Here is a 12,873-nt window from a genome sequence, read left to right as displayed (position 1 = left end):
GACCGATGATTCTCTTTCGTCACTAGAATTGAATCACAATCTTTCGAGAGTGACCATTATGGTGCAAGAACGTAATTCAACGCCTCGGAAAGTTCAAGAGCCAGATCTCGATCGTCGCACTGACCCCCGCCCGATTCCGCCCGTCGTGAATCAGAATTCAGGGACTCCCGTGACCGATATCGCTTCGGGTTTAGCGTTGCTGCTCTCGATCATCGCGTTTTTTCTCGGTTCTTATGCCGCGATTCAAGCGAGTAGCGTTCGACGGCAATTAGAACCTGTCCGACCCGCAACCCAATCGAATTCATCGAATCAGCCTGAAAGTCGTCCGTTCGCGCCCTTGATCGCTCAAACTCGATTCCAAGAAGTAAAGCCGGGTGTATTTCGCCAACCGACTGAAGATCAAACAGGCGAAGTCGAACTGCTCTCAGCGCGGCGAATTGAACGATCGGGAAATCTCAACTTTGCCCGAATCGACATGAGAATTCGTCGTCTCGATCGATCTGTACAAGGACTGAGCGAAATCGATTTACCAAATACGATCGCGCTCAACTCTCGCACGAATGAGCGGTACACTGCGATCGAAGCCCGAACGCCTCAAGACCGCTTTATCAATATGGCGAGTCTCAATCCAGGATCAAGCATCAATGCGTCGGTGATCGTGCGTGTACCAGAAAATCTCGATCGAATTGATCTCGATATTCCGAATGTCCGTGTGTTTCGTAATGTGCCGATCAGTTAGGAGAATCAACCGTCTGGATGGGGAATGCTGGAACTGATTCAGTGAACTCAAACAGACGGTATGAAAAAAATTCTCAGCATTGATGGTGGCGGTATTCGGGGAATTATTCCAGCGTTAGTTTTGGCAGAGATTGAAATGTCGATCGGGAAACCGATTTCAGAGATTTTCGATCTTGTTGCTGGCACTTCAACAGGCGGAATTCTGGCTTTGGGACTCAGCAAAGACAACGGAGAAGGCAATCCCCGATACTCTGCCAAAGAATTAGTCGAGTTATACGAACGCGAAGGAGAAAAGATTTTCCCTAAATCGCTCTGTCGCACCATCACCACAGCGATGGGAATGATCGATGAAAAGTATCCGAGAGAAGGAATCGATTCGGTCTTGGGCAGCTATTTCGGCAATGATCTTCTCGGTTCTTGTCTGACTAAAACCTTGATTACTTCCTACGATATCGAGCATCGTGAACCGTTCTTTTTCAAAAGCTGGCGAGAAGAACATCGATCGATCAAAATGCTGGATGCGGCTCGATCGACTTCTGCGGCTCCAACGTATTTTGAACCCGTTCAGGTTAGGGTAAGCCAGCAAACCAAAACGCTGATTGACGGGGGCGTGTTCATGAATACGCCTTGTGTTTCCGCTTATGCCGAAGCGTTGAGAATCTTTCCAGATGAGCGAGAATTTCTGGTGGTTTCCTTGGGAACTGGAGAGCAAACTCGGACGATTCGGTATGAGCAGGCAAAAGATTGGGGCGCGATCGAGTGGCTGCGTCCGTTGTTAAGCTGCGTGTTTGATGGCGTGTCCGATGCCGCAGATTATCAAATGAAGCAGCTTTTGGAAGGGAATTACTATCGATTCCAGACAAAGCTCGAAACGGCGGTTGATGAAATGGATAATGCAACTGCGGAAAATATCGCGGATCTGAAGACCGAGGCGGCGATTTTACTGAAGCGCGATCGGGAAAATCTGATGCGATTGTGCGAGGTACTGTAAATCGATCTGTAGAGGCGCGACGAAGGGCGCGGGTCGATCGCGTCTCTACTCAGATTCACAAGTAATGTCGCACTTCGGAAAGACCATCAATAAAATCTTGTGTAAAGAAAGTCTTGTGTGAAGAGAACGCCCCCCTAATGACAGACGTTTGTATTTTAGAGATTTAGTACGTTGTCTCTTGTTTATAAACAGAGTTTAGGTTGTTTTTATGACTTCTTGGCGCGATCAATTCAATCAATTCACAGGCAAAAATCGCTTCGTGGTCTGTCGCATTTTTATTCACTTGGCTGGAGATGAAGTGGCTCCGCTGCTCGGTATCCTGAACCGCGCTGGACGAGACGCGATCGAGTCCGACGGCGATATTCAAGTTTTGGGCGAAGGACTGGTCGAAGTTTGTCAAAGTTTGCTGCAATATCAAACCTATTGGCGATCGGCAGCGAATGAAGGCGATGCGGTTTGGGATGAAGGGGAAGCAGGCGATTATGTCAATGAATTATTTACCGATTCTGCTCAGCGCTACTTGAGTGCTCCGGAGTTGGAGACGAGTACGGGAAGCCCTAACGATGAATTGACGTTACCCGTTACCCAGAACCTGATTGTAATGATTACGATCGCAGCAGAAGGAGAGGTTCCTGAGCTTGAAACAGATTTAGCTGACCTCAGAGCGCTACAGAACGGGCTGAAAGCCATCATTAACTTGCAGTACCAAGAGCGATTAAGAGCCATCCAAGTTCACTTTTCTCCTTCGCGTCTGGGCGACGAACTGAATTCCGATCAGTTGTTGGAATTTTACCCGGAACTGATCCCTCTCTAGAAATATGCGGTGTTCTCTCGTTAGGATGCTGGATAGTGTAAGAAAAGACTCTAGAACGGAATTAGGAAACGAGCCATGTTTTTCTCTATTAAATTCGCTCGATCGATCATGCGAAAATTTCTTGCTCTCTCTATGTCGGTTGCGCTCTGCTGGACGGCAGTAGGATGCAGCAGTTCTTCTCTGGGTGATCCGGCTCGGACTCAAACGACTCGTCCCACAACTGAGGCGCGTCAAACTCAATCTTTGCCAAACGGACAATTCGCGGTTCAGCAAGCCACGTTTGATGATGGCACTGGGGAATACACGGTTTTGTTAAGAGACACGCCTGCGGGAGTGAGTTCGTCCTACCGAACTGAAAATTTACCCCTGGCACAATTAACGCCGGACGAAGTGAAAGCGGGTCAGAAAGGGTATCTCAAGTCTGAGAATGGTCAGGTTTCGCTGCACATTCCTGAAGACTTCCGGATCGAATACGTTCATAACGTGACGGAAAACGTTACTGATCCTCAGACTGGACGAACGGAAACCGTGGTCGTTCGCCAAGAGCCGAATTTCTGGGCACCGTTTGCAGGCGCGATCGCAGGTCAGGCGATCGGCAGTCTCTTGTTCCGTCCGCAGTACTATGTGCCGCCCGTTTATCGTCCAGGTGCGCCGCTGACGGGATTTGGTGGATACGGTGCGTCTTATGGTCAAGCCGTTTCGCGCTATCAACAGCGTTATCAAGCGCCGCCTGTAGTGGAAAGGAACCGTCAAGTCTTTCGATCGACAGGCAGACTCGGAACGCCGAATACGCGGGTAGCTCGTCCTCGTGTTACGAACGATCGACCCACTGGATCGGGTTATGGAACGAGTACGCTTCGGAGATCGAATCGGTCAACTCCGAGCCGCGTCAATCGTCCAGGTGGATTTGGTAGCGGAACGCGATCGGTGCGTCCTCGCTCTTCATTTGGCAGTGGTAGACGACGTTAATCTGTCATAAAAATTAAAGAATCCTGTGGTGAGATAACTTGCCGCAGGGTTTTTTATGGGTGTGTCAAAATGATTGATTAGTTCCCAATGAGAGAAGCGTGTGATTGAGGTAGAAGTCCATCAACAGCTACGAGCCTTTCTGAGAGAGCAGGGCGAATTGTACTGGTCGCATCATTTGACGATGGCGCGGTTGGTTGCTCGTGCGCTTCGGATCGGTCGGAGTGCGCTGATTCAAACAGGTGCTCCTTCAGATCTTCAGGGACGCTATCGATTGAGCTATCTTGTGCCGATTTTGATGTGGCATGAGCCTGTGATTTTGGTTGTGCCTGAAGCGATCCAGCAGCGGCTTCTTAGAGTTGAAATACCCCGCTTGCGTCAGTGGATCAATTACCCAAAACCGATTCAAGTCAGCGATCGCTGGATTTCTCCCGATTACAACGGCATTCTGATTACGACTCCGCAAGCTTGGTTAAGCGATCGACTCAATCAGGAAGGCAGATTTCCCGCTGGAATTCCTACAGTGGTCGATGGCGTGGACGATCTCGAAGCTTGGACGCGGGATCAATTGACGCTAAATCTCGATACGGCGGACTGGGAATCGTTGATGTTGGCTTGTCCCGCTCATGTGGAACTGATTCGCGATACTCGAATCCAACTCATTCGCGCCGTGTTTCAGCATCCGGCTAATCCTTATGAGTGTTACTTATTCGAGAAATCTGAACGCGATATTTTAACGGAATTACAACTACGATTAACGGAATCTTTGCCGTCGAATTGGGCGAAATTCTTTGAACAATTTAATGAAAACGATCGCTTAACTTGGGTGACGATCGCTCGACAAGCTGGACAATTTTCGCTCTACTGCGCTCCCGTGGAAGTCGCTTCTTCGCTGGCTCCAATTTGGTCACAGCAACCGACTGTATTAATTGGAGGTGCGCTCGATCTTGATTCAGATGCAACGATTTATCGATCGTCGATTGGGTTAGATCAAGATTTGACCTGTTTGAAATTTGCGCTCGATCGACAAGAGGATCAAATTCAGCTTTATCAACCTGAAGGCATTCCCCTTCCAAATACGCCCCAATTTCAGCCTGCATTATTACGAGAACTGCGATCGCTCCTGAGCATTTCAACTCAAGGTTTTTCTGTCATTCTCGTGGGCGATACTCCGCTGAAATCTCAAGTGGGATCAATTCTGGCGGCGGAATTTGGCTCTAGAGTTCAAGTGGAGCGAACCTGCTTAGAGGAAAATGGCATTCTTGTCACAGGTTGGGAATTTTGGCGGGAGCATCAGAGCGTATTGCCTGCACCGCAAGTTTTAGCGATCGCAACTCTGCCCATTCCTTCACTCGAACATCCCCTCGTCGCGGGTCGTGTTGCTCACTATAAACAGCACCGTCAAGACTGGTTTCGGTTGTATCTGCTGCCGGAAGCATTGAGCGAATTGCAACGCGCGGTTTCCCCAGTTCGAGAAAGTCAGGGAATTGTCGCGCTCTTAGATAGTCGAGTTCTTCACCGCAGTTATGGCAGTCAAGTCTTAACCGCACTTAGCCCATTTGCTCGGATTAATTACCTGGATGCCACTTTATTCAGTCCTGTAGGCGACGAATCAAACACGATATGATCGGCATAAGACTTCAAGGAATAAGAAAACTATGGGAGAAGCAAAACGTCGTAGAGAATCGTTGGGTGAAGATTATGGAAAAGAACCCACGATCGCGCCTTGGTTTCCAGTAACCAAAACGCAAACGCAACAATTCATGAAGTGGACATCTACCGGAGCATGGTTCGGAATTGGGATGCTTGTAGTTGCTTGGATTGTGGTTCGATTTGTTGGTCCAGCGGCAGGCTGGTGGCAGGCAAATTAGATTATTTCTGCCTAGAAAAAACGCACCTGTTGGTTTGATAAAGGGGATCAATTGATCCCCTTTATTATTGTTATAAAACTTATGTATTGATAAGGTGAAATCTGTCGATCGATTCAGCACTATTTCCTGATCTCGCGACTAGAATATGCATAGCTTGAATAGCAGTGGCGCTTAATTTCCCAAGATTTTTTGGTGCAAGTGCTACTCAAATTCTCGTCAACAAAACTGGTACAAAAGATTAAGAATTCCTTGCTTTCTTAGACTTGTTGCGTTTGTTACTTTGGTTTAAAGTTCAGTCCGCTAACATAGCAGATAGTTGAAGTGTCCTATTTAACATTTGGAATACTGTAACTCTCCGCGATTGCGGTATAGTATCGAAGAAATGTTCGGTAAATTCTTAAGACAAGGTTTAGAATTGGTTGTGGTGATTGGAGGGCAATTGTGTTCTTACGACTAGCAGAACAACACCGTCAATTTGTTCAAGACTTGGTGATGAATCTCCAAGCCTTGGCAACTGTACTAGAGAACCGGGGCTACCTGGCATCCTGCTACACCTGTGGCGGTCAAATGAATAGCGCTTCGTTTATGGTGAGCCTCGGCAATAACCATCTGATTCGGTTCCTGGTGTCCGATTACGGCATCACCTGGACTGAAATGCGCGACGATCGAGAATTGATGAAGCTGGAAGGCGCAGAGGCAATCAGTCAGCTTCAAGAACTTGCCAACCTGGTGAAGTATCAAATCAAACCGTCAGACTATCGCCCAACTGCACCTGTAGAAAGCCTGCGATAGGCTGAATCCGTTGAACCGTGAGTGATCCCCTCGTTTCTGTTGGTACGCTTTCAATGAGATAATTGACAGAAAGCGAGGTGCATTCATTCACACAGCCCGATGCTCCTCACGTACCGAACTTCGTGGCTGGTAATAGAAGCGACTATGACCGACTCAAATTGGCAGCATCAATTCATTGAAGCCAATAAAATCCGATTGCATTATGTAACTCAAGGGGAAGGCGATTTGGTTCTCCTGCTGCATGGATTTCCTGAGTTCTGGTATTCGTGGCGATTCCAAATTCCAGCATTGGCAAGACATTTCAAAGTAGTTGTCCCCGATCTCCGTGGCTATAACGATTCAGAGAAGCCAGAGAGCGGCTACGACCTCGATACTTTAAGTACAGATATTCAGAGTTTAATTCATCAATTAGGCTACTCCCGCGCTCATGTTGTTGGGCACGATTGGGGAGGCGCGATCGCATGGCGATTTGCTCAGAGGTTTCCAAATTCGCTCGATCGTTTAGCGCTCCTCAGTGCCCCACACCCGCAGCGATTCGCAAAAGATCTTTTGAGCAATCTTGATCAATTACGTCGGAGTTGGTACGTTCTAGCATTTCAGGTTCCCTCGCTTCCTGAGTGGCTGATTCGGTCGAATTTAAGAGCGTTTGTTCAAAATATGTTTCAGGAACAAGCGGTGCGGAAAGGGGAGTTTACTCAAGATTTGATTCAGAAGTATCAACTGGCGCTACAAAAACCGGGAGCGATCGGAGCGGCGATGAATTACTATCGGCAATTGTTTCTACCGGGGCATTGGATTGGGGATTGGATGCGATCGCCTGATCCGATTTCGGCTCCGACGCTGGTTCTGTGGGGCGATGAGGATTCGATCTTGAGTCCGAGGTTAATGGACGGGATCGAGCATTGGATTACGGCTCCCTTTAAGTTCAAGCTGATCCCGCACTGTGGACATTGGATTCAGCAAGAAGCCCCGCAAACGGTGAATCGTGAACTGATTGAATTTCTGAGAAGTCCAGCCTGGGCTTAGGGAATAAATTGCAGCAGATCGAATTCCTGACGAATATCGAGAAGAGTTCGATCAAGTAACGGCTCAAATTCCAGAAACGGCACGAGCTTTTGACGATTACGAGTTCTGAACCAGATCGAAATCAGTTCTGGTATCAATACAGGAAGCGTTCGTAACACGGTTCCATAGAGCCACAATTCGCCTTTTTCTTTAATCAAATCTGCGTACATTACATCGACCGCAGGCGAATTTTTCATCTTCAAATATGTCTGAAACGTACATTCGCTTGTCCACCAAAACAGCGGCAGAATTTTAAGCTCATCGTACATTTCAGTATCACACCCATAGATCACGTGCCCAATATCGTGAGCTAGTAGAATCTTGCCGAAGTCAGGCGGTTGAGTTTCTGGTGGCGTAACGTGAGGATTGAGTGCATAGTATTCTTCTAACCCTTCGCGAAGCGTTTGAGTACTATTTCTATCCATGTAGCGGGGGTGCAATGTTTGATTCATCTTATTTTCGATACGCTGCTGTTTCGTAATATTAGCATTTATGAATGAGACGAATAAGAAATTGCTCGGTAGACCTCGCAGCACTCGATCGCATCAGGCGATATTACAAGCAGCGTTAGAATGCTTGGGCGAGGTTGGCTATGAAGCAATGAGTATTGAAGCGATCGCGGCTCGTGCGGGAGTTGGTAAAACCACGATCTATCGGCGGTATGCGTCTAAAGAAGAACTTGTTGCAGACGCGATCGAGCAAATTCGCGAAGAGATTCTTATTCCGGACACTGGAAATTTGCAAGGTGATCTGGATGCGTTAATCGAAAATGCGGCTCGAATCAGCTTAACTCCGTTGGGAAAGCAAGCGATCGCCATGATTCTCAGTAGTGCTGCTAGCAATTCCCAATTTGCACAGATTTATTGGACAAAATATCTTTTTCCTCGTCGTCAAGCCTTTGCGATCGTTCTAGAACGGGCAAAAGCAAGAAATGAGATTTCTCCGACCTTGGACGCTGATCTCGTTTTCGATTCGATGAGCGGAATCATGTTGTATGCGCTGCTGTTTCCGGTGGCAGAATCCTGGAAAGATTATGTTCGTCGCGCCCTAGCTCTGATTCTAAATTTAGATCTATCTACAAATAATTAACCGCTTGACAAGTCGAAGTCATTCCGAGTACGATTTGAGAAAGCAATGATTCAGCAGAAAAACGCGCTTATGTTAGCCAATCGAGAAGGACAAAAAGTTCCAAACGTAACATTCCGCACACGCGAAAATAATGAGTGGGTGAGCATCACCACACACGAATTATTTTCAGGAAAAACCGTGATTGTGTTCTCGCTACCGGGAGCATTTACGCCAACGTGTTCATCAACGCACGTTCCAGGTTTTAATGAACTCGCAAAAGTTTTCAAAGCGAATGGTGTAGACGATATTATTTGCGTTTCTGTGAATGATGCGTTTGTCATGAACGAATGGTGCAAAGATCAACAGGCTGACCACATCCGAATGATTCCTGATGGAAATGGGGAATTCACTGACGGGATGGGAATGTTGGTCGATAAAACTGATCTTGGATTTGGAAAGCGATCGTGGCGCTATTCGATGCTGGTGAAAGATGGCACGATCGAGAAAATGTTCATTGAACCGGATGAGCCAGGTGATCCATTCAAAGTGTCGGATGCCGATACGATGTTGAAATATATCAATGAAACCGCAGAAAAACCGAAAGCGATTTCATTGTTTACGAAAATTGGATGTCCGTTCTGTGCCAGAGCAAAACAGATGTTGAGTGAGCATGAACTTGACTATGAAGAGATTGTTCTGGGTCGAGATGCTAGTCCTCGTACCTTAAGAGCGGTGACGGGAGCATCGACGGTTCCGCAAGTGTTTGTGGATGGAACGCTGATTGGTGGCTCTGAAGCATTGGCAGCTTATTTGGGAGAGGCAGCTTAGAAGGTGTTTTGATACTCAATGCTGTATTTGATGCCGTGGCGAGTAGAATTCGCGTCTATGCAAACAAAGTCCGCCTTCGTAGACTAACAGCCAATTTTTAGTGAAATAAAGATGCCCTGATATAGCCGTACTTATTTCAGTTAGGACACTTCGAGATCGCCCCCCAGCCCCCAAGTTTGGGGGAGCAAGAGTCTTAAGGAGATTTCTACGAAAGAGCTTACCGCTTGAAAGACTGCCCTTCGGCTTCGCTCAGGGCGCGATCTCTAGCTGACTGAGCGAAGCCGAAGACAGCGGGTAATTTGTTTTCGATAAATCTCCTAAGCCCCCAAACCCCCAAGTTTGGGGGCGACTCCGAGGATGTCCTCATCTAAACTTCTACTGCTATACGAATCGATCGGGGCATTTTTATTTTGGTTATGCGATTCCGTCTTGAGAGGTTTTAGGAACCGATACAGTTTCCTTGACTGGGGGAACCGATCGCTTGGTTCGCGATTTTTTCCGCATCAATCCACTCAATCCTCCGTCTGTCCATCGGTGCAACAAGATGTAAAAACACGGAATGATAAACAGGGTGAGCAGGGTTGATAACGATAGTCCAGAGAAAACCACAATTCCCAAAGGTTGAAGGAATTCGCTACCTTCGCCTAATCCGAGTGCTAGTGGGAACACACCCAGAACTGTTGTAACAGTGGTCATCAGGATTGGACGTAAGCGTTCTGGGGCAGCTTTGAGAATTGCCGATCGACGATCGATTCCCTCATTCTTGTAAATCTCGTTCGCGGTTTCCACCATGATGATCGCGTTGTTCACCACAATCCCCACGAGCAAGACTGCGCCGACGATTACAGTTGCACCGATCGCAGTTTGAGTTAGAAACAGTCCGATAATGCCGCCTGATAGTGCCAGCGGAATCGTGAACATGATCACTAAGGGATCAATCAGCGAGTTGTACTGAACTGCCATCACCACAAAGACTAAGAATGCAGCTAATCCGCCTAAGACAGGTAATGCTTCTTGCAATTGTTGGTTACTTTCAGCCGCACTACTCGGTAAGCGGGAAACACCTTCGGGAAGTTGGACGCTTTGAATAATACGATCGACTTCTGCCAACGCATTTCCTAAACTTGCTCCCTGGTTCAAAGTTCCAGCAATTTGGAAGACTTGCCGCTGGTTGATTCGCTGAATTTGTCCGGGTGCTTGTCCAGTCCGAATGTTAGCAACATCACTGAGACGAACAATCTGGTTATCGCTGGTAAACAGTGGAATTCGTCCGACTTGGGAAGCATTTTGAATTGCTTCTTCATCAAGTTCCACGCGGACATCGACTAATCGGTTTCCACGTTGGATCTGAGTTGCGACGGTTCCCTCGATCGCGGTTTGAATGGTTTCTCCAACGGCGAGTGTATTCAGTCCTAGTTCAGCGGAACGTTCTCGATCGCGTTCGATCTGAATTTCTGGTTGACGTTGATCGGCATCGGGACGATATCGAGCGAGTGATGCCTGCGAAAGCGCCCCTAACACTTGCCGTCCTGCTGCTTCTAGCGCATCCGTGTTTTGACCTTGCAGAATTACGTCAATTTCTGCACCTCGAACTGGGGAGTTATTCAAGATCAAGCCTCGAACTTGTCCCGGACTTAGACGCAAAATAATATCAACTAAGTTGAGCCGTTGAAATTCGCGGTTTATTTTCTCAACGTACTCTTCAACATCTGTTCCTTGCTTCAATGTGATGTTGCTAGAAGCACGAAGTGGGTTTTCGCTCGTGTTGTTTCCAAACAAGAAGCCGCCAACCGTTGTAAACGCATACTCAGTTTCGGGCTGCTCTTGAATGATTTTGTCTACTTCCTGCATGACTCGCTGACTCGTATCGATCGGCGTTCCGGGAGGAAACTGAGCAAATAAGTTCGCTTGTCCGGTACTAATTCGCGGCAAAATCTCTTGTGGAATTCGTCCAACCATCCAGAGACCGCTACCACCGAGAACCAAGACTGTGAGCGCGATCGCGATAATCGGTCGGAGTGTTAATTTTGCCAGGAAATTGCCATAGCTCCGAGTTGCACCTTTCAAACGTCGATCGAATTCTCGGAATAGCCAGAAGCGATTGATGTGACTTGATTTGCGAATGATTAACAGTCGCGATGCTAACATCGGTACGATCGTGATTGCAACAATCAACGAAGCTCCAACTGCAAAACAGATCGTTAGGATTAATTCGTTGAATAATAGCGAGATGAATCCGCCGACTAATACGAAGGGTAATACTGAAACTAAGTTTGTTGTAGCAGAAGCAACGAGAGCCGATTCCATCTCGCGGCTACTATCTTCGACTAATGCGATCGTTGATCCTTTCGATTGTCCTTCTTCGGTCAGACTACTTCCAGTACTTTGATCAATTCCAGCCCGTTTGTAAATGTTCTCCAAAATTACAACGGAAGCATCTACAGATTGTCCCACGCTTACCGCTAATCCCGCCAAACTAAAGATATTGAGCGAGAAACCGCTAAATCGCATTATGGTGATTGCAATAAGCGTACAAAGTGGAATCGTTAAGCTAATGATAAATGTCTGTCTAAGCGATCCCAAAAATAATAGAACCGATGCTGCTGCGAGTAATGCTCCAAGTGCTGCGGATTGAATCACACTATCAAGCGAGGATTGAATGAAAGTCGATTCATCTAATGTTGAAAGAAGCTGCATATCTTGGGGAATCAAGCCCGATCGACGAAGTTCCTCAATCCGTTGCTTTACACCATCTACCACTTGAATCGTATTGGCATCCGGTTGTTTTTGGACACTCACTTTAACCGCAGGCTGACCGTTTAAATTTACGAATACTCGCTGCTTCTGAGTGCCATCATTCACTTGAGCAAAATCGCGCAGATACACCCGATCTTGAGGGGCTGGTGTTGTTGATTCTGTTGTGGTTCCGGTTGTGGTTCCGGTTGTAGATGTCGTTTGTTGAGACGCAACGGGAAATGATAAATTCTCAATTTCTGCGGCATCTCTAAATCGCCCGATCGTTCTTGTTAACGGTTCAGAATTTCTGCCTAAAATCCGACCCCCAGAAATGTCTTGGTTGGTTTGTTCTAGTTCCTGAAGGACGCTATTTAATCCAACACCTAAAGCCTGAAGTCGATCGAGATCCACAATCACTCGAACTTCTTCTTCAACACCACCAGAAACATCAACCGCTGCAACTCCTTCGACAACGCCCAATTCCCGCGCCAGTTCTTCATCTGCAAATACTCGAAGATCGACTAATTCCGAGGATGGCGAAGTGACTGCAAATTCGTACACCGGAAGCTGAGACGGATCAACTTTGAATAGCGTTGGTTCTTCGATCGTATCGGGCAATCTTCCCCGCGCTCGGTTAAATGCAGCCGTCGCGTCATTCAAAGCTTGGTCAATATTTCCACCCGGTTCAAAAAACAAGTCCACACTGACTTGCCCTTCACGAGTTTGAGAATAAACTTGCACTACGCCTTCAGTTGCAGAAAGCGCTTCTTCAAGTGGGCGAGTCACTTCATCAACTGCGACATCTGGAGAAATTCCAGGAGAATTCACCCGAACGCCGATTCGCGGGTACGTGATCGAGGGCAATAAGTCCACCTGAAGACTGGAGAGAAAATACAGACCAATGACGATCGCGGTAATCGTGATCATCAGAGTTCCGATATGTCGTCGAATCGCGGTCGAGCTAATACTAAACCCGCGCGATCGAGAAGGCTGCATAGTCATAA

The 12,873-nt window shown here is 47.3% G+C and carries 12 protein-coding genes; 10 read left to right on the top strand and 2 right to left on the bottom strand.

The genetic code is table 11. From position 1 onward, the window contains the following. Window positions 1-58 precede the first annotated feature (58 nt). From ACQ4M5_RS09525 to ACQ4M5_RS09490, 8 genes are all read left to right on the top strand, one after another. A complete protein-coding gene (locus ACQ4M5_RS09525) occupies window positions 59-739 on the top strand; it encodes a hypothetical protein (RefSeq protein WP_430675343.1) in 681 nt (226 codons plus the stop codon). A gap of 60 nt (window positions 740-799) precedes the next feature. Beyond that, window positions 800-1,729, top strand: coding sequence for a CBASS cGAMP-activated phospholipase (locus ACQ4M5_RS09520; protein WP_430675342.1), 930 nt, complete (start codon window positions 800-802; stop codon window positions 1,727-1,729). Between the two features lie 208 nt (window positions 1,730-1,937). Beyond that, window positions 1,938-2,543 carry a DUF1517 domain-containing protein gene (locus ACQ4M5_RS09515; protein WP_430675341.1) on the top strand — a complete coding sequence of 202 codons (606 nt, stop codon included), beginning with the start codon at window positions 1,938-1,940 and terminating at the stop codon, window positions 2,541-2,543. Between the two features lie 75 nt (window positions 2,544-2,618). Then, the gene (locus ACQ4M5_RS09510) at window positions 2,619-3,512 is read left to right on the top strand and encodes a hypothetical protein (protein WP_430675340.1); all 894 of its coding nucleotides are present in this window, start codon (window positions 2,619-2,621) and stop codon (window positions 3,510-3,512) included. 100 nt (window positions 3,513-3,612) lie between these two features. Continuing rightward, window positions 3,613-5,136, top strand: a complete 1,524-nt coding sequence (locus tag ACQ4M5_RS09505) for an ATP-dependent DNA helicase (protein WP_430675339.1) — start codon at window positions 3,613-3,615, stop codon at window positions 5,134-5,136. 31 nt (window positions 5,137-5,167) lie between these two features. Further along, a complete protein-coding gene (locus tag ACQ4M5_RS09500) occupies window positions 5,168-5,380 on the top strand; it encodes a DUF2839 domain-containing protein (RefSeq protein ID WP_430675338.1) in 213 nt (70 codons plus the stop codon). A gap of 441 nt (window positions 5,381-5,821) precedes the next feature. Further along, on the top strand, window positions 5,822-6,172 hold the full coding sequence (locus ACQ4M5_RS09495) for a DUF1815 family protein (protein ID WP_068390893.1): 351 nt from the start codon (window positions 5,822-5,824) through the stop codon (window positions 6,170-6,172). 144 nt (window positions 6,173-6,316) lie between these two features. Then, window positions 6,317-7,198, top strand: coding sequence for an alpha/beta fold hydrolase (locus tag ACQ4M5_RS09490; RefSeq protein ID WP_430675337.1), 882 nt, complete (start codon window positions 6,317-6,319; stop codon window positions 7,196-7,198). Here ACQ4M5_RS09490 and ACQ4M5_RS09485 read toward each other — a convergent pair. Continuing rightward, window positions 7,195-7,689 carry a hypothetical protein gene (locus tag ACQ4M5_RS09485; RefSeq protein ID WP_430675336.1) on the bottom strand — a complete coding sequence of 165 codons (495 nt, stop codon included), beginning with the start codon at window positions 7,687-7,689 and terminating at the stop codon, window positions 7,195-7,197. The genes ACQ4M5_RS09490 and ACQ4M5_RS09485 overlap by 4 nt on opposite strands. Before the next feature lie 40 nt (window positions 7,690-7,729). Between ACQ4M5_RS09485 and ACQ4M5_RS09480 the strand changes: the two genes are divergently transcribed. Then, window positions 7,730-8,326 (top strand): TetR/AcrR family transcriptional regulator, encoded by a 597-nt coding sequence (locus tag ACQ4M5_RS09480; RefSeq protein WP_430675335.1) that lies wholly within the window; start codon window positions 7,730-7,732, stop codon window positions 8,324-8,326. 45 nt (window positions 8,327-8,371) lie between these two features. Further along, window positions 8,372-9,133, top strand: coding sequence for a glutathione peroxidase (locus ACQ4M5_RS09475; RefSeq protein WP_430675334.1), 762 nt, complete (start codon window positions 8,372-8,374; stop codon window positions 9,131-9,133). 414 nt (window positions 9,134-9,547) lie between these two features. On the opposite strand, the gene ACQ4M5_RS09470 is transcribed toward ACQ4M5_RS09475, so the two are convergent. Then, window positions 9,548-12,871 (bottom strand): efflux RND transporter permease subunit, encoded by a 3,324-nt coding sequence (locus ACQ4M5_RS09470; protein WP_430675333.1) that lies wholly within the window; start codon window positions 12,869-12,871, stop codon window positions 9,548-9,550. Window positions 12,872-12,873 lie beyond the last annotated feature (2 nt).

The organism is Leptolyngbya sp. AN10, from assembly GCF_050565645.1.
Lineage (GTDB): Bacteria > Cyanobacteriota > Cyanobacteriia > Leptolyngbyales > Leptolyngbyaceae > Leptolyngbya.
Note: the sequence above shows the minus strand (reverse complement) of the source record. Positions and strands in the feature narration are given on the sequence as shown.

Coding starts and splice junctions, on each gene's coding strand:
- ACQ4M5_RS09525 (WP_430675343.1), top strand. CDS start 59: ATGGTGCAAGAACGTAATTCAACGCCTCGGAAAGTTCAAGAGCCAGAT.
- ACQ4M5_RS09520 (WP_430675342.1), top strand. CDS start 800: ATGAAAAAAATTCTCAGCATTGATGGTGGCGGTATTCGGGGAATTATT.
- ACQ4M5_RS09515 (WP_430675341.1), top strand. CDS start 1,938: ATGACTTCTTGGCGCGATCAATTCAATCAATTCACAGGCAAAAATCGC.
- ACQ4M5_RS09510 (WP_430675340.1), top strand. CDS start 2,619: ATGTTTTTCTCTATTAAATTCGCTCGATCGATCATGCGAAAATTTCTT.
- ACQ4M5_RS09500 (WP_430675338.1), top strand. CDS start 5,168: ATGGGAGAAGCAAAACGTCGTAGAGAATCGTTGGGTGAAGATTATGGA.
- ACQ4M5_RS09490 (WP_430675337.1), top strand. CDS start 6,317: ATGACCGACTCAAATTGGCAGCATCAATTCATTGAAGCCAATAAAATC.
- ACQ4M5_RS09485 (WP_430675336.1), bottom strand. CDS start 7,689: ATGAATCAAACATTGCACCCCCGCTACATGGATAGAAATAGTACTCAA.
- ACQ4M5_RS09480 (WP_430675335.1), top strand. CDS start 7,730: ATGAATGAGACGAATAAGAAATTGCTCGGTAGACCTCGCAGCACTCGA.
- ACQ4M5_RS09475 (WP_430675334.1), top strand. CDS start 8,372: ATGATTCAGCAGAAAAACGCGCTTATGTTAGCCAATCGAGAAGGACAA.
- ACQ4M5_RS09470 (WP_430675333.1), bottom strand. CDS start 12,871: ATGACTATGCAGCCTTCTCGATCGCGCGGGTTTAGTATTAGCTCGACC.